This is a genomic window from Rhizobium sp. CECT 9324 (assembly GCF_918741265.1).
Classification (GTDB): Bacteria; Pseudomonadota; Alphaproteobacteria; order Rhizobiales; family Rhizobiaceae; genus Allorhizobium.
In genome coordinates this window covers 1,139,576-1,155,842 of record NZ_CAKKMZ010000001.1, presented here as the reverse complement: position 1 = coordinate 1,155,842, position 16,267 = coordinate 1,139,576, and the positions used below count along the sequence as shown (strand labels likewise).

General features: G+C 61.3%; 19 protein-coding genes. 5 read left to right on the top strand and 14 right to left on the bottom strand.

Going from position 1 to position 16,267, the window contains the following annotated elements:
- Positions 1 to 123: 123 nt before the first annotated feature.
- From LQ231_RS05525 to LQ231_RS05480, 10 genes are all read right to left on the bottom strand, one after another.
- Positions 124 to 513, bottom strand: a complete 390-nt coding sequence (locus LQ231_RS05525; RefSeq protein ID WP_007604203.1) for a hypothetical protein — start codon at positions 511 to 513, stop codon at positions 124 to 126.
- 13 nt (positions 514 to 526) lie between these two features.
- Complete coding sequence (gene cheD / locus LQ231_RS05520) at positions 527 to 1,081, bottom strand: chemoreceptor glutamine deamidase CheD (protein ID WP_113140293.1); 555 nt, start codon at positions 1,079 to 1,081, stop codon at positions 527 to 529.
- Position 1,082: 1 nt separating this feature from the next.
- Positions 1,083 to 1,472: a response regulator gene (locus LQ231_RS05515; protein WP_007604199.1), complete on the bottom strand. Its 390-nt coding sequence runs from the start codon at positions 1,470 to 1,472 to the stop codon at positions 1,083 to 1,085.
- A complete protein-coding gene (gene cheB / locus LQ231_RS05510; protein WP_113140292.1) occupies positions 1,472 to 2,518 on the bottom strand; it encodes a protein-glutamate O-methylesterase CheB in 1,047 nt (348 codons plus the stop codon). Before cheB ends, LQ231_RS05515 begins: the two co-directional genes overlap by 1 nt.
- Positions 2,518 to 3,420, bottom strand: a complete 903-nt coding sequence (cheR, locus tag LQ231_RS05505; protein WP_230170590.1) for a protein-glutamate O-methyltransferase — start codon at positions 3,418 to 3,420, stop codon at positions 2,518 to 2,520. The genes cheB and cheR overlap by 1 nt, the downstream gene beginning before the upstream one ends.
- Positions 3,417 to 3,884, bottom strand: coding sequence for a chemotaxis protein CheW (locus tag LQ231_RS05500; RefSeq protein WP_230170589.1), 468 nt, complete (start codon positions 3,882 to 3,884; stop codon positions 3,417 to 3,419). Before LQ231_RS05500 ends, cheR begins: the two co-directional genes overlap by 4 nt.
- Positions 3,885 to 3,888: 4 nt before the next feature.
- On the bottom strand, positions 3,889 to 6,117 hold the full coding sequence (locus tag LQ231_RS05495; protein ID WP_113140289.1) for a chemotaxis protein CheA: 2,229 nt from the start codon (positions 6,115 to 6,117) through the stop codon (positions 3,889 to 3,891).
- A 16-nt stretch (positions 6,118 to 6,133) separates the two neighbouring features.
- A complete protein-coding gene (gene cheY1 / locus LQ231_RS05490) occupies positions 6,134 to 6,499 on the bottom strand; it encodes a chemotaxis response regulator CheY1 (protein WP_007604188.1) in 366 nt (121 codons plus the stop codon).
- The gene (locus tag LQ231_RS05485) at positions 6,496 to 6,795 is read right to left on the bottom strand and encodes an STAS domain-containing protein (RefSeq protein ID WP_007604187.1); all 300 of its coding nucleotides are present in this window, start codon (positions 6,793 to 6,795) and stop codon (positions 6,496 to 6,498) included. Before LQ231_RS05485 ends, cheY1 begins: the two co-directional genes overlap by 4 nt.
- Positions 6,796 to 6,928: 133 nt before the next feature.
- Complete coding sequence (locus tag LQ231_RS05480; protein WP_230170588.1) at positions 6,929 to 8,575, bottom strand: globin-coupled sensor protein; 1,647 nt, start codon at positions 8,573 to 8,575, stop codon at positions 6,929 to 6,931.
- 693 nt (positions 8,576 to 9,268) lie between these two features.
- Here LQ231_RS05480 and LQ231_RS05475 point away from each other — a divergent pair.
- Together LQ231_RS05475 and glgA are read left to right on the top strand one after the other, a co-directional pair.
- Positions 9,269 to 9,541 (top strand): DUF2934 domain-containing protein, encoded by a 273-nt coding sequence (locus LQ231_RS05475; RefSeq protein WP_230170587.1) that lies wholly within the window; start codon positions 9,269 to 9,271, stop codon positions 9,539 to 9,541.
- Between the two features lie 125 nt (positions 9,542 to 9,666).
- Positions 9,667 to 11,118 carry a glycogen synthase GlgA gene (glgA, locus tag LQ231_RS05470; protein ID WP_230173249.1) on the top strand — a complete coding sequence of 484 codons (1,452 nt, stop codon included), beginning with the start codon at positions 9,667 to 9,669 and terminating at the stop codon, positions 11,116 to 11,118.
- A gap of 43 nt (positions 11,119 to 11,161) precedes the next feature.
- Here glgA and LQ231_RS05465 read toward each other — a convergent pair whose 3' ends face one another.
- Positions 11,162 to 11,437, bottom strand: a complete 276-nt coding sequence (locus LQ231_RS05465) for a hypothetical protein (RefSeq protein WP_113140286.1) — start codon at positions 11,435 to 11,437, stop codon at positions 11,162 to 11,164.
- A 118-nt stretch (positions 11,438 to 11,555) separates the two neighbouring features.
- Here LQ231_RS05465 and LQ231_RS05460 point away from each other — a divergent pair, with 118 nt between their 5' ends.
- Positions 11,556 to 11,852, top strand: a complete 297-nt coding sequence (locus LQ231_RS05460; RefSeq protein WP_230170586.1) for a hypothetical protein — start codon at positions 11,556 to 11,558, stop codon at positions 11,850 to 11,852.
- 42 nt (positions 11,853 to 11,894) lie between these two features.
- Here LQ231_RS05460 and LQ231_RS05455 read toward each other — a convergent pair whose 3' ends face one another.
- Positions 11,895 to 13,580, bottom strand: a complete 1,686-nt coding sequence (locus LQ231_RS05455) for a sensor histidine kinase (protein WP_230170585.1) — start codon at positions 13,578 to 13,580, stop codon at positions 11,895 to 11,897.
- A 134-nt stretch (positions 13,581 to 13,714) separates the two neighbouring features.
- Here LQ231_RS05455 and LQ231_RS05450 point away from each other — a divergent pair, with 134 nt between their 5' ends.
- A complete protein-coding gene (locus LQ231_RS05450; protein WP_230170584.1) occupies positions 13,715 to 13,990 on the top strand; it encodes a BON domain-containing protein in 276 nt (91 codons plus the stop codon).
- Between the two features lie 124 nt (positions 13,991 to 14,114).
- On the opposite strand, the gene LQ231_RS05445 is transcribed toward LQ231_RS05450, so the two are convergent.
- A complete protein-coding gene (locus LQ231_RS05445) occupies positions 14,115 to 14,372 on the bottom strand; it encodes a hypothetical protein (RefSeq protein WP_113140282.1) in 258 nt (85 codons plus the stop codon).
- 355 nt (positions 14,373 to 14,727) lie between these two features.
- On the opposite strand from LQ231_RS05445, the gene LQ231_RS05440 reads away from it, so the two are divergent.
- A complete protein-coding gene (locus LQ231_RS05440) occupies positions 14,728 to 14,913 on the top strand; it encodes a hypothetical protein (protein ID WP_230173248.1) in 186 nt (61 codons plus the stop codon).
- 119 nt (positions 14,914 to 15,032) lie between these two features.
- Here the strand turns inward: LQ231_RS05440 and LQ231_RS05435 are convergent, their stop codons facing one another.
- Positions 15,033 to 16,139, bottom strand: a complete 1,107-nt coding sequence (locus LQ231_RS05435) for a GH25 family lysozyme (RefSeq protein WP_230170583.1) — start codon at positions 16,137 to 16,139, stop codon at positions 15,033 to 15,035.
- Positions 16,140 to 16,267: the final 128 nt, after the last annotated feature.

The following is a 16,267-nucleotide window of genomic DNA, read 5'->3' as shown; positions in this document are numbered from 1 at the left end:
AGGGCTTTTGCCCTTGGCGAGACCATAGAAAGCGAAACTTGTGCGAGAGTTTCGCGAGGCTGAAATGCCGAATTCATTTCGGCTTAGCCAGGAAAGAAGGATGCCTGACAAACAGGCGGCACGCTAGAAGAAGTCGAAGTCGCCAGCCGCCTTGCTCAGGGGTTGGGAATGGCCATGGCGCAAACCGGCACCCAGCGTCTTCTGCATTTCGGCAAGCTTGACGAGGCTGAGGGCCGTCGTCATGTCGATCATCCAGGCCGAGGGAATCGAACCGGTGATCGTATCGATGAATTCTGCCAGTCCACGCGTCTTCTGAACGGCGAGGTCGATGCCCTGCAGCACCTTGATGCTGTCAGAGGATTCCAGCACTTTCGAACCGCCCAGTTCCAAAAGTTGTGGCTCGACACGCTCGATCAGATAGGCAACGTCATGCAACTCGCTGACGATGCGCATGAGGATTTCCGGCAACGCTTCCTCGAGGCCCGCAACGTCGGCTTTGTTTTCGTTTTGCATCCGATTTCCAGTACTAGAAAAACTCGATTGAACTTTCCACCGGCTTCGACACAGGAGCCGGGCGCCTTTCCAGCGCAACCGTCTTTTGTGTTTCCGCGCCTGTGAGCGGATACTGTCTCGCGCGGCCGCTGATCGGCCAGAATTCCAGCTTGCGGCCGTGATCGCCCCCCGTGGAGGAACCGACAACCCTGATCCCTTCATCGCGCAGGAACTGGGTCGCAAAGGCTGCATTCTGCTCGCCGACATTGGAGAACGTCGCAATGGTCTTTGCGCCGCCGAAGATCTTGGCTTCCAACCGGTCCCTGCGGGCCCCCTTCTTCAGGAGGCCGTTGATCAGAAGCTCCATCAAATGGACCCCGTAGCGCGTGGCGTCACCACCGCCAGCACCGGGGACAGCAGAACCTGGAAGGAGGAAGTGGTTCATACCTCCAACTCCGGCATTCGGATCCCGAATACAGGCAGCCACGCACGAGCCGAGGATCGTCGACAAGACCACATTCGGGTCGTCGCTTACCTTCCACTCGCCCTGAATGATATGGACGCGTTTAGCTGCACTGTCCTCGACCATTTTATTTCAATGCTCCGAATACGGCTTCGATCGCTGCCTTCATCTTTTCGATGGTGAAAGGCTTGGCGAGAACGTTGTTGGCACCCAACTGAGCGGCCTTCTGCACCAGCGCACGGTCGCCCTGAGCGGTCAGGATGATGAAGGCTGCCTTCTTGGTGTTCGGATTGGTACGAACAGCCTGGAGAAGGCCAAGGCCATCCATGTTCGGCATGTTGAAGTCGGAGATGACCAGATGATGGGGCTGCTGCTCCATGACCTTCATTCCCTGTACACCGTCGCCGGCGGCCGTGATCTGCTTGAAGCCAAGCTGGGTCAGGGCATCCGACAGGAGGAGGCGGCTGGTGACCTGATCGTCGACGATCAGAACTTTGATTTTTTCGGCTATGGACATTATTCGATACCTTCTTTTCGGGCGGCAGTGAGTTTGAGGATCTCCTCCCCAATGGAACCAAGCGGCAGCTGATGTTCCACGGCGCCCAGTTCGTGGGCGACGCGGGGCATGCCATAGACCACGCAGGTCTTTTCGTTTTGACCGATGGTGCGGGCACCGGCGTGGCGCATCTTCAACAGGCCTGAGGCGCCATCGCGCCCCATCCCCGTCAGGATCACGCCAACGGCACTGCGTCCCGCGAGTTCGGCAACCGAATCAAACAGCACGTCGACGGATGGGCGGTGGCCATTGACCGGCGCACGTTCGACGAGGCGGCAGCACGGTGCCGAAGCGTTCGACACCTGCAGATGACGATCGCCGCCCGGAGCAAGATAGATCTTGCCGATTTCGAGCCTTGCACCGTCGGTTGCCTCCTCCACGACCGGGGCACAAAGCCTGTTCAGGCGTTCGGCAAAACTCTTGGTGAAGGTCGGCGGCATGTGCTGCGTGATGACCGTCGGCGGGCAATTGCGCGGAAACTTCTGCAGGACCGCGATCAGCGCCTCGACACCACCGGTCGAAGAGCCGATGGCGACGATCTTGCGACCAACGCGGAAATCGGCGACAGGGGCAGCCGCCAGCGGCTGCAGCTGTGGAGCCGGCGCATGACGGTGCTGCGAGCGGGCCGCGGCCTTGACCTTTTCCGCCAGCTCGCCGAACGGACGGGCGTCACCCGGGACGGGCTTTGCGACGCAATCGAAGGCGCCGATCTCAAGCGCCGCCAGCGTCGCTTCCGCACCGCGATGGGTCATGGTCGAGACCATGATGACCGGCATCGGACGCAGCTTCATGATTTTCTCGAGGAATTCGAGGCCATTCATGTTCGGCATCTCGATGTCGAGCGTCACGACATCCGGGTTCAACTGCTTGATGGCCGCGCGGGCCTCCATGGCGTCGCCGGCCTGGCCGACAACGCTGACATCCGGATCCTGGCTCAGCACAGCCGTGATCAGGCCGCGCATGGTCGGGCTGTCATCGACAACAAGAACGCGTGCGGGATTGCCCATTATTTGCGGCCTCCCTGCTTGCCGAGATAGCGATAGGTGGTGATGCCGATATTGTCGAAATCGTTCTTCGGATCGCCGGAGACACGCTCCGAATGGCCGATATAGAGGTGACCACCGACCGGCAGCAGCCCGGCGAAACGACCCCAGATCTTAACCTGGGTCGGCTCGTCGAAATAGATCACGACGTTGCGGCAGAAGATGACGTCGAAATTGCCCTTGAACGGCCACTGCGACATCAGGTTCAGCTCGTTGAAGGTGATGATGCGCTTCAGGCGGTCATCGACCTGGAACTTGCGGCGGCCGTTGATTTCGGTCTCCTTGAACCACTGCTTGCGCATGGCCGGAGAAACGGTTTCCAGCGCCTGCTCGTCATAGGCACCCTGACGGGCAATGGCGAGGATCTTGGGATCGATGTCGCTCGCCAGGATCTTGAAGTCATAGTCGGCGGCATTGGGAAATGCCTGAAGCACCGTCAGCGCGATCGAATACGGTTCCTGACCGTCCGAACTGGCCGCGGACCAGATGCGCACGCGACCACCGGCCTTGGCCCGGGCGATCAGTCCGGGAAGGACCTCGTCGCGCAGATGCTCGAAGTGGTGGTTCTCGCGGAAGAAGCGGGTGAAGTTCGTCGTCAGATGCGAGAGCATTTCGCGGCGTTCGCCAGCACCCTCTTGCGAGGCGACAAGCTGGCAATAGGCACGGAAGCCCGACAGGCCGAGATTGCGGATATGCTTGGACAATCGCGAATAGACCAGAGATGCCTTGGAATCATTCAGGGCAATACCGGCATCCGAATAGATCATCGCCGCGATCTCGTTCAGATCGCGACGGGTCAGCGGGTATTCGCCGCTGGCCAGGACCTCGTCGTCCGATTGCCTTGATGAACTCATTGCAAATGTCATGCAGCCTCGCTTTCGGCGTCGGTAAAGAGAGCACCAAGCTCGATCAAGCAGATCATCCGCTTGTCGATCGCGAGAATGCCGCGGGCATATTGGCGTTCGAGGTCGGAGGAGATCTCCGGCGTCGGTTGTATGTTGTCCTCAGTCACGGTCAGAATGTCGGAAACTGCCTCAACCAGCAGGCCGATCACTTTCGAGCGAACCTGCACCACGATGATCACATGGCGCGTACTGGGTTCGACCGGCTTCATGCCGAGGCGTCGGGACAGATCCATGATCGGCAGTACGGCGCCGCGCAGATTGATCACCCCCAGGACATGGCTGGGCGAATGTGGCAGCGGAGTCGCGGGGGTCCACCCGCGAATCTCGCGCACCGACATGATGTTCACGCAAAACTCCTGCTCGCCGATCCGAAAGGCGATGAGTTCACGATTTCCTTCTGCAAGGCTTCTGACCGCATACGACATGAGACTATCCTGCGACTGCTAGTGACATTTCCTGCTTGAGTGACTGGCCGCGCGAGGCGGCGACGACGGCATCCACGTCGAGGATCAGCGCCACACGTCCATCACCAAGGATGGTTGCTGCGGCAATGCCCGGAACATGGGTGTAGTTGGCTTCGAGCGACTTGATGACGACCTGGCGCTGACCCTGGATGGCATCGACCATCAGAGCGCGCTGTCCGCCGCCTTCCGATTCGACCAACAGTGCCACGCCTTCGACAGGATTGGCCTGGGTTCCGCGGAAGTTCAGGATCCGGCCGACATCCACCAGCGGGCAGAAGGAGTTGCGGATCGAGATCAGGCGCTGGTTGGCACCGAAGGAGTGGATGTTCTGCGCTTCCGGCTGCAGAGTTTCGACGATCGCCGTCAACGGGACGACGAGGGTCTGGCCGGCAACCGTGACGACCATACCGTCGAGAACGGCAAGCGTCAGCGGAAGGCTCATGGTGAAGGTCGAGCCAAGGCCCGGACGCGAGGTGATCGAGATACGGCCACCCAGTGCCTGGATCGAGCGCTTGACCACGTCCATGCCGACGCCGCGGCCGGAAATGTCGGAGATCTTGTCGGCGGTCGAGAAGCCGGGCGCGAAGATCAGGTTGTCGATCTCTTCGTCCGTCAGGTTGGCATCGGCCGCGATCAGTTCGTTATCGATCGCCTTCTGGCGGACACGCTCGCGGTTGATACCGGCACCGTCGTCGACCAGTTCGATGACGATACGGCCGGAGCGATGCTTCGCCGTCAGCTTGATCGTGCCTTCCGGCTCCTTGCCGGCGGCCGCACGCTTTTCGGGGCTCTCGATGCCGTGGTCGACGGCATTTCGGATCATGTGGGTCAAAGGCTCGGCGAGCTTGTCGATAACCGTCTTGTCGACTTCGGTGTTTTCACCTTCGGTGACGAGGCGGATCGACTTACCGACCATGTCGGCAACTTCGCGGACGATACGCGACATGCGCTGGAAGACCGGCTTCACCGGCTGCGCGCGGATCGCCATGACCGAATCCTGGATCTCGCGGGTGAGCTGCTGCAGCTCTTCGAGGCCCATGTTGACTGCGGACGTGCCGGTCGCATCGTTTTCAATGACGCTCTGGGAGAGCATCGCCTGGTTGATGACGAGCTCGCCGACCAGGTTGATCAGGCGGTCGACGCGGTCGAGATCGACGCGGATGGTCTGGCCGGCGGCGTTGTTGGCCTGGGCGGCGGCAGCAGCGGCAGCGGCTGCGGCGGCAGCCGCTGGCGATTCCTTCTTTTCCGCCTTGGCGGCGGCTAGCTTGCTGACCCGGGTCGCAGTTTCGGCAGCCTCGACAGCGGCGTTGACCGTTTCGGCAGCGACCATTTCCGGGCCGTCGTCGAGAGCCGACAGATCGAAGGGTACGGGGATCATCGGAAGCTCTTCGCCGGCTGGCTTGGCTTCCGCCTCGATCATCTTGATCTCGAGGTCACAGTCCCATTCGGCGAATTCGAACACGGTCCGAATGGCTTCTTCGCCCTTTTCCGGCTTGATCTGGATTTTCCAGGCGAAATAGGCTTCCTCGGGGTCCATATCATCGAGCGACGGCAGGCCGTCCATGATGCAATTGATGCTCATCTCGCCGACGCGCGAGAGATCGCGCAGCAGGAGAGCGGCTTCGTTGCCCTTGGAATACAGGTCGCGACGCGGCTTGAAGCTGACCTCGAAGGTCGACGGGGCGGCCGCTTCCTCTTCTTCTCCGAAACCATCGAAGGAGAAGGGAACAGGCTGGAAGCCATCGTCGGATGCAGCCGGTGCCTTGGCAACCGGGGCTGCAGGCGCCGGAGCCGAAGACGCTGCCGGCAGTTCGCCATGCGCCAGCGCCTCCAGTTCCTTAACCAGGCCGCTCGATCGGGATGCCTCGACGCTGCCGCCATCGCGGGCAGCATTGGTCAGGTCCGCCAGCACGTCGGCTGACTTGAGCATGACCTTCATCACTTCCGGGCCGGGTTCGAGCTTGTTGGAACGAACGCAATCAAGTGTCGTTTCAAAGACATGCGCAAAAGCTACCAGGTCGTCGAGACCGAAAGCACCTGCGCCGCCCTTGATCGAGTGAACCGCGCGGAACACGGCATTCACCGTCTCCGGGTCACGATCCCCGTCATTCATTTTCAGAAGACCGGATTCCAGTTCTGCAAGCTGCTCCTCGCATTCCTGGAAGAAGATCTCTTTGATTTCGTTCATATCCATAGGAGAAAATCCCGGCTTAGGCGGTTACACGCTCGATGGCATCGATCAGCTTGGTCGGATCGAACGGCTTGACGATCCATCCGGTTGCACCAGCCTGGCGCGCGCGGTTCTTCTTTTCCGCGTCGCTTTCCGTGGTCAGGACCAGGATCGGAATGGCGCGGTATTTCTCGTTCTTGCGAACGCCTTCGATAAAGCCGAAACCATCGAGACGCGGCATGTTGATGTCGGTGACGATGACGTCCGGATTGCAGTCTTCGAGGACTTCCAGACCTTCAATGCCGTCTTCGGCCTGAATGGTTTCAAAGCCGGCATTGTTGAGTGTGACCAGAAGCATGTTTCGGATGGTTCTGGAGTCATCCACGGTAAGCACTTTTTTCTTCATTGCCGGATCTCCTTAGCGAGCAGATGGTCGACGTTCACGCCAATCAGTTGAAGGGTCTTGAGAAAGGCCTCCGAGGCCTTCCCGAAAGAGAAGGGGTGCTTGTCAGCTTCCCAGGCCTTGGCCGCAGCCATGAGGACCTGGACACACTGTGCGCCGACGCGCTCGACGCCGGAGGCGTCGATGGTGAGCGGGGCACCGCGCAAGGAGAGGATGTTCGCCTTCAGATTGGACGCCTCGTTGAGGTCCAGCACTGCCGCGAGTTTCAAACTCTTCTGTTGGCCTTTCTTGACTGCCATCATTTCTTTCCTTGTTTCACGAAGCCGCAGCTATCGTGCCGGTCCAGCCGGTAACCGGTTGAGAAATTCCACTATTTGTTCGGACATTCGCCGCCTGAGCTTCCTGTGTAGCGCATGGTGGTAAACAATCCCCTCACCCTCCCAGCCCAGCGATCTGGACCGAAAAGCCGAAATCATCATCAAACGGTGCGTTGTCGAGGTTATCTCCGTCAGACGCGCGCGGACCGAGCAGCGAGGCGCTCACCGGCGAAGCGGCAAGACGCGGCGAGACCGGCTTTGACGGGCGGACCTGACGTTCGATATGGAATTCGCGGATCGTCTCGCCAAGTTCGAGGATGACCTTGTGCAGGTCGTCCGAGCTGTCGCTGGAGCGGCGGGCGAGATCGGCGGTTGAAGAGACATCGGCGCCGAGAGCGGCCACGATGCCGGAAAGGTCGGCGAGCCCGGTCGCCTGGGCATCCGTCTCGCTGGCGATTTCAGAAACGGTGCCGCTGATGCCGCCAACCTGCGTGACGATATCGGCAATGGCTCCTTGCGTCCTGGCGACCATGTCGACGCCGGCGACGACCTGGTTCTTGGTGGTCGCGACCAGTGTCTTGATTTCGCGCGCCGCATCGGCCGAGCGCTGGGCGAGTGCCCGCACTTCCTGGGCGACAACGGCAAAGCCGCGACCGCTGTCGCCGGCCCGAGCCGCCTCGATGCCGGCGTTGAGCGCCAGAAGATTGGTCTGGAAGGCAATTTCATCGATCGCACCGATGATATGGCCGATCTGCTCGGCGGAAGCCTCGATATCGGCCATGGCCGAAATCGCCTGGCCGACCACCTGGCCGCTGGCCTCGACCGACTGACGCGTGGCGGCCACCGAGGCTTCGGCCTTCTTCGTCTTGCCGGCGCTGCCGCGCACCTCGGATGTCAGGCTTTCCAGCGCACGGGACGCCTCGCCCAGCTGCTCGGACTGGGCATCGGCGCGCCCCGAACAGTCGCGTGCGGCAGCGACCATTGCATCGGTCGTGCCGCGGGCCTGCATCAACTTTTCCTCGGAAGACAGGAACGCGGTCTGGAGCTGTTCCAGCGCCTCATTCATGCGGCTTGCGAGGTCGCAATAGGCATCCGGTACATCCGCGCCGATGCGCACGGTCAGGTCGCGCTCCGCCAGGCCTTCGATAATGGGACCAAAAATCGCTTCAACCTCGGCACGATCGCGCTCGCGCTGGGCCGCCATGTCGCGGTGGTGCTTGACGCGCAGCTCGTTGAAACGCAGGGAAACGGCGATTTCGACATCGACCATGACCAGACGCACGAGCGCACCGGCAAGGTCGGTGACCTCGCGCTGGCGGCGGCGCGCCGAGGGCAGCAGACCGGAGCCGGCATTTTCGCTGATCACGGCCGTCAGCAGATGTTCGAGAACAACCGCGTGGCCGGCGATGTGCCACCGTGGGTCAAGGCCCATGCGGCTTTCGCTGTCGGAAAGAACCTTTACACGCTCGGCATAGAGCGCGTCGAAACGGGCATCCGTCAGCACATCCCAGTGCGAGGACAGGAGGTCATGGAAACGATCGTATTGACGCTCGCTGGAAAAGGCGCGCGACGCATCTGGAAATGTCTGGAGACGCTGGAAGAGATCGCGCAGCGCCGTCTTCACCTGCGGCGAGAGCAGGTGGCGGTTCTGGCGCAGCAATTCGCGGTGGCTGTCATCAAGGCCGGCAAAACGCAGGCGTTCGCCTAGGCTTCCCGCCTGCGCTCCCGTTGTCCGTTCCGTCGGATTGACCTGACTTGCCATAATGCCCGTATTGCTGCGATCTCGAACGAGATCGCCCCCTTCTGGGCAGGCCGATGGAGCGGGTGGCCGAAACGCGAATGCAAGGTGATGGAACCCCGTCTGGAGGTCCGTCCGCATTCATGGCGAGCCGTCTGTCGAACTGCCTGCATGATTTTTACAGACCGGGTCAAAACCGGTACGACGGGACGGCCTCATGCCCGAAGGAAACTTGGAAAAGTCCCACTCCGACGTGTCCAGCAATCATTATGGTTAATTCCTTGCCTGAAGGTTAATGAATGGTGCCCGCAGAACCGATTTCGCTAATATGCCAGCGAATTGCAGTGCGGCGCGTCGCGGTTGGGCAAATCCGTCGCGATCAGACGGTGCATCCGTCGCTCATGCCATCCGTCAGCAAAGCGACGCCCACCTGCGCCCATCTTGCGGGCGCGCAACTGTGAGCGGACCAGAGTGAACTGACGGTCAACGGTGTGACAGCGCCTGCTGCTCAAATCCCTGCTGAAGCCGGGAACCGATTGCCAACGATGGCGTTACTCTCATGTCTAATCTCGTCAATGAACGGACAGAGCGGAAGAACGGAGCGGCGTAGGCCAGCCGCTGGTGTCTTCCGCTGTTTTGGTCTTTTCCCGCGCCCTGCGGGACGGGTCTCAACGTCTGTTCGACATGACGGGAAAGCGGCGGAGAGCGGAGAGAACCATGCCCGACAGAGACGAATGGATTGCCCGCAGAGCTTATTCACACTGGGAAGCGGAGGGCCGTCCTGATGGCCGCGATGCAGATCACTGGCATGCGGCACTCATCGACTGGCAGATGTTACAAGACGCGGCGGATCGACTGAGCGACAACGCTGGGCGCCGCATCGCCGACGCCCGGACACCGATCTTGGCCCCGGCACAAGCGCTACCGGAACCGGGCGACCTTGCAAACGTCAAAGCACCGGCAAGATCCGGCAAGGTTCCGAAACGATGACGACGATGGGCGAAGCCGAGATCAGCGTCGCTTTCGGACGGGCGCAATTCGTTCAGCGCATGCGCGAACTGCAGCAGGCTGAAGGGCATTTCCGGCTCGCCATAGATGGCATCGCGCGCGTGCCGCTGCAGGTACTGGCCGTGGCATCGGAAATCTATCCACTGGTCAAGACGGGCGGTCTCGCCGATGTGACCGGCGCGCTTCCAAAGGCCTTGTCCCGCTTCGGCATCGAGACCCATACACTGGTTCCGGGTTATCCTTCCTTGCTGGCACTGGCGCGCCTGCATCCGCCGCTGATGGCGTTTGACGACTTGCTCGGTGAAGCCGCCATGCTGCGGCACCTTGAGATCGACGGGCTCAGCCTGTTCGTGCTTGATGCGCCGACACTCTTCGACCGTGAAGGCGGCCCCTATGTCGACCAGCACGGAACGGACCACCCGGACAACTGGAAACGCTTTGCCGTGCTGTCGCTCGCGGCGGCCGAGATCGCGGCTGGCGCCCTGCCCGGCTGGCGCCCCGATCTCGTGCATTGTCATGACTGGCAAGCGGCACTGACGCCGGTCTACATGCGTCATATCGGATCGACCGTGCCGGTGGTGCTCACCATCCACAACCTGGCCTTCCAGGGTCAATATTCATCGACCCTTCTGCCCTATATCGGCCTGCCGCCGGAGGCCTATTCCGTCGATGGGCTCGAATATTTCGGTGATATCAGCTATCTCAAGGGTGGCCTGATGATGGCCGATCACATCACGGCCGTCAGCCCGACCTATGCGCGCGAAATCCTGTCTCCGACCTTCGGCATGGGACTGGACGGCGTCCTCAACGCCAGGCTTGACCGGCTGCAGGGCATCGTCAACGGCATCGACAACGACGTCTGGAACCCGGCGACGGACAGCTATCTTCCATACCGCTATGACGCCAAGACGATCCGCAACAAGAAGCGCAACAAGGCGCTGCTGCTGGAGCGCTTTGGCCTCGAAGCTGGTGACGGCCCGCTGTTTTCAGCGGTGACCCGCCTGACCTGGCAGAAGGGCATGGACATGCTGGCGGAAGTCGCCGACGAGATCCTCTATCGCGGCGGTCGCCTGATCGTGCTTGGCCAGGGTGACCACGATATCGAGAACGCACTGAAATCCACTGCAGCGCGGTTTCCCGGCAGGATGGCCGTGTCGGTCGGCTATAACGAGCAGACGGCGCATCAAATTCATGGCGGTTCGGATGCGATCATCCAGCCCTCGCGTTTCGAGCCCTGCGGCCTGACGCAACTTTACGCGTTGCGCTACGGTTGTGTGCCGGTCGTATCGCGAACCGGCGGCCTGTCGGAGACGATCATAGATGCCAACGACGCGGCACTGACGGCGCGGGCGGCAACTGGCTTCCAGTTCCATCCCGTACGGCCGGAGGGGCTGCGTCATGCCTTGCGCCGCGCCGCTGATGCGTATGAGGATCGCCGCCAGTGGGCGCGGATGCAATTGCAGGCGATGCGTGCCGACTATTCCTGGGACCGTAGCGCCGAAAATTACGCCGACGTCTATGCGCGCCTGACGCGAGACCGCGCCCAGTCAGTCTTGTGATATATAGTTTCGGTAAGCAATTACTTACATTAACGACGCTGCACTAGATCCACGTCTCGCGCGGATGGTCGTCCTGCAGCGATTGCTCGCGAAGGGCAAGCGTTTGCTGAAGGGCAGCGATATCCTCGCTGTCTGCGACAACGGGCTCTTCTGCGATGGCTCTGAGAAAGGCCGGATCGATCGTGCCCCGTCCAAGCGCCAGCCGCAGGGCCTCGCGCTTCTGCCGCTCGGCGTCGAGCTGGGCCGACAATGCGAGGATCAGTCTGTCGCGCGGGTCGCTATGGCGGCGCCAGCGTGGCCTGCGGATTTGTTCAGACATCGTGCGGATCCCCTCTGCCCTGCTATTTCCAGCTCGCTGATGAAACTTTTGACCGCCTTCATTGTTCCCTGCATTGTGGCAGGCCACAGTTGATATCAAGGCAGAAAGGCCCAGAGAGATGCAAACCGACAATTCCATGATCGACGGACAAAGCATCGAGGGGCGATTGAACGCCCATCGCGAGATCCTGATCTGCCTGCTCACCTCGGCCTTGCTGCGACCTGACAGCACGCTCGAGTTGCTGCGCAGCCTGGAGGAGGAAGTATTGATCCGGGATGGTGCCGAAGATCCCGGCCTGACGCCATCGGCGGGGATCGCCAGGGCTGGCGAAAAAAGCGACGAAATCCGCCAGATCCTAGACGCCGCAAGGGCCCGGGCCGACGCACTCACCCGTCAGGCGCAAGCAGGGCGGTGATGGTGATAGAAAGTCAGGCCTTGCACGGCAACGGCCGACGGCTCAAGTCTTCGTACTGCTGACAAACGCCTCGAGCGGCGCCACCAGTGACCAGCGCAGGCCTTCTGGATTGAAGTCCATGCTGACCTTGCCGCCGAAGGCGCTTGCGGCATGCCGCTCGACCACGGTCGATCCGAAGCCGCGTCGACTGGGTTCGATGACGCGTGGGCCGTTCAGCTCCGTCCAGGTCACCTCCAGCATCGGTTGCTCGGATTGCGCATCCTGGATCGTCCATTCGACCGCAATTCGGCCCTCGAACACGGAAAGTGCGCCATATTTCACCGAATTGGTGGCGAGCTCATGGAAAACCAGGCCGAGGTTTTGGACGGCGTTGGCATTGGCCAGCAGGTCCGGTCCGCGGCGCGCGACGCGCTCAGTCGAACCGACAACGGTCATGAGTTGCAGCTCGACCAGTGTCGACAGGTGAATGCCACCCCATTGCTGCTTGGCCAGGGCCTCGATCGATTGCGCCAGGCCTGCAAGGCGTCCGCTGACCGCACGCTGGAACTCTTCGACGCTGTCGGTTCCACGGGCGAGCTGACGCATCATCGCCTGGACCAGCGACAGAATGTTCTTCGTCCGGTGCACCAGTTCCTGGAGGATGAAATGCGTGCGCTCCTCGGCCTGGGCTCGGTCGAATGACGCATTGGACAGCGCTATCGCCACCTGATTGGCCTCGACGATCTTGGTGCGCTCGGGCGAGACGATGTCGCCATGGCCAATGCGCTCGGCCATGGCGGCGATCTTGCGAATGGACGACCGCAACTGATGCGCCGCTGTCAGGACGACGCACAGGCTCAACGCCAGAAATACCATGCTGCCGATCAGCAGATTCTTCCAGATGGTGACGAAGGAACCCTGGACGCTGGATACCGGCCCCCAGATCGCAACGCGCCAGGGCCAGTCGGCAACCTTGGAATAACCGAGCAGATATTGCACGCCGTCCCGGTAGATGATGACGCTGTTGCTGGAGCCAAACATCAGATCCAGCGCGCTTTGGTCGAACTGTTCGCCGGACGGGCGGTTGTCGGGTCCGCTCGACACGATCACCCTGCCATCGCTGTCCAGCAGACCGGTGGTCCAGCCTGGAGGCAGGTTGTCCCGGGACAGCAGGCTGGCGAGGCTGGCCGCGTCCTGGGTGAGCACCACCGCGGCCGCACCGCTGGGGTCGCCTTGCGGCAGAGGCATGGTGAGATTGACCACCCAGCGCTTGCTGGTTGCACCATAAAACACTCTGGACAGTTCGGTTTTTCCCGACAGCATTGCCGATTGCAGCGAGCCGATGTTGGACATCTTCGGAAGGGCCGAACCAAAGGCGATCCGCGTGTTGAGAAGCTGTGCGCCGTCGGCCCTGACGAGCAGAACATACAGCGAGCTGCCTTTCAGGCTTTCCGCCACCCGGCGATGAAAGGCGGCCAGATTGCCTTGCTGCAGTTCGGCCGAGTTGCTGACGAGGGCGAGTGTCGTCTCCATATCGGAAATCTTGCGCTCGACATTGCCGCTCACCGTCTGCGCATCCTGCGCCGTCTCACGCTTCAGGGCCTGGAACTGGCCACGCTCGAGCTCAAGCAGCAGAAAGACCACGAATACGAGCAGGGGCAAGGTCGAAAGCGCCGCCATCATCGCCAGATAGGTGCCGATCGTTGCCGTCGGAAAAAGCCGCGCCAAGTATCTGGTCAACACCTTCATGATCCGAGTTTCTCCGCCGCCATACCCGGCAATCCGCTCCGTGGGCGATGCACGGGGACCAATTTAAATCGAAACAGAGCGAACCTTAAGCCGCGCACGGCGTTAGACCAGTTGAAGCAAGAAGGATCAATACGATGGTGTTCAAGCCGCAACGCTTTCACGACGACATACCAGTCGCCGAAATCGACCACCCCAGCGAGGCCAATCTTGAGATCGCGGTCGCCAAGGCACTTGCGATCACACAAGGGCTGGATGCCAGCGAGTTGACGGTCGTTTCCAGGGGGCGGGAAATTGTCCTTGCTGGCCACGTCGCATCGAGATCCGAAATCGATCGGGCCGTCGACGTCATCCTCTCCGTGCCCGGCGTCAGCAAAGTCACGGTTCAAGTTGCGAGCGACGAAGCGCTGTGACCTCCGGCGCCGCGTCCACGCACGAAACCACGGCAGCGCGAGCTGTCGTGGTTTTGTTTTCCGTAGATCGCGCCCAGACTGACCCTGCCTCACCCACATACCATCACGATCTAGACTTAGACTGCTATTTCCGACCGCCTACACCGGCTGACGTGCCGCGCTGTTCAAAAGCCTGAGACATCGCGCCGATTTCCAGCATACCGCCCTTCAGATCCTGCTGGCGGAAGATGAACGTCCGACGCTTGCCGGTCTGCCGTTCAGTATGGGCTTTAGCCGCTTCGACGGCCAGACGATAGCTTGGATAGGCGGCCGACTGTATGCCGTCGGACACGAATACCCAGCCGTTCGCCTGGGGAACAATATCACAATACACCTGGGCCATGGCAAACTCCTCCTCATGTCCTGCCGAAACGCGCGAGGGTGGCGCAGGGTTCCGACGCTGAGCGCATATTTTTCGATATTAAAACTGGATGCGACGATCGGTGGATACTGCGCGGTCTGCCCGCCTTCTCCGCGTCGTCATCGATGATCATCGGCTCGGACAACCCGTCTTGCCGAGACCCTCCGATCGGAACTGGCCGGAACTGGCGGGAACCAAAAGCGACCGTTGGGGATTGCCCCTTTGTCGCCCGTTCGGCCCAGCCAACAAACGACAGTCGCCATTGTCTCACCGGTCGTTGTCCGGCTTGCAATGGAAAGCACAGGAGAATGAGATGAACACCATGCGTGTCAACGCCATGTCGAAGCCGCCCGGTCCAGGCGACCTGCCGCCGGCAAAGCCCGTTCCCGGCCCCGCGCCGGGGTGGTTGCCCGACGTACCGGTTGAGGAACCGGAGCCGGATCTCTTGCCGGACGAATGGCCCAACCCCAATCCCGACGAGACCCGCAACCCGCCCGTGGTCGAGCCCGGCAGAGGCATATAGGGAGCAACGAAGGGCGCGCGACAGACACCGCGGCATGGCGATCGCCATGCCGCAATTGCTACAATCGGCTTCAGACCACGGCCCGATACCCGACGGCTATGCCGGCCGGCATTGGGGCCTCAACTTGCGCCGCGGCCCGACCAGCGGTGCCACAGTTCCTCGCTGCCATGGAAGACGTTGAGATCGATCTTTTCCTTGACCCCATGCGACAGGCCGGAGCCGGAATACTGCCAGAAGATCCACTTGCGGCCCGGATAGACCTTGGACGGATGCTGGGCGACAGCGCGCAGCCAGAAGGGATAATCGAGGAAGGCGTTGCGCAGGTTGTCCTTGTAGAAATCCGGTGCTGTGTAGATGACCGGTCGCTGGCCGTAGTGGCGCTCGAGCTTGTCCATGAAGACCTGCATCTTCTCACGCACCGTTTCCGGCGACAGGCGGCGCTTGCAGCTGGATTCACCATTGTATTCGACGTCGATCACCGGCGGCAGGGCATCGGGATCACGTGGCACGTTGCGGATGAACCAGTCCGCTTGCTCACCCGCGGTGCGGCACCAGTAGAAGAAGTGATAGGCGCCGCGTTTCAGGCCGGCATCGTCAGAGCGCTTCCAGTTCTTCTTGAACATCGGGTCGAGGTGATCGCCGCCGTCGGTGGCCTTGATATAGACGAAGTTCGCCCCCTGGCTGCGCAGCTTTGCCCAATCGATCTCGCCCTGCCAGCGCGACACGTCGACCCCATGGACAGGATAGTCACGCGGTTTGGTCTTGCCGAAATTGATCGGCTTGGCATCCTTGAAGCGGTGGCTGTAGATACGGGACCGCCCGGCGCTGCCACTTCGTGCGCGCGGCGCATCCTGCAGATCCTGCGGGATCGGCGGAACGACGGGTGCCAGCATGGCAACCGGCCGCTCGTTTGGCAGCGGCATGCCCGCGGTCATGCCGCTCGGCGTCATCGTGCTTGTCGCCATGGCGGCACCACCGGGGACCGGCCCGGCCCAGGCGAGCGCATCCTGATGGGGTTGACTGGTTTCGACGGCTGCCGGCGGCACGATCGACGCTGTGACATCCGACAGCGGCACAGGGCCCTGCTGCTGCGGCACAGCCGCTACGGCCGCAGCCTGAGGCAGCGGCCTCGAGCCGATGGTCAGGACGTCATCAGGCCCGGACGAGCGGCATCCGGCAAGGACAAGGCAGCCGATCAGGATCGACGAGACAAGCTTCAAACGCATGACACAGGTACTCAACACTCAAGGCCGGCAACCCCGAAAACCGGGCCTGCCGGGAACACGGACACCAATTGCTAACAGAGTTTTACCGGGAAATGCTGAATGCAATCTTTACGAAGTGGCAGGATGTT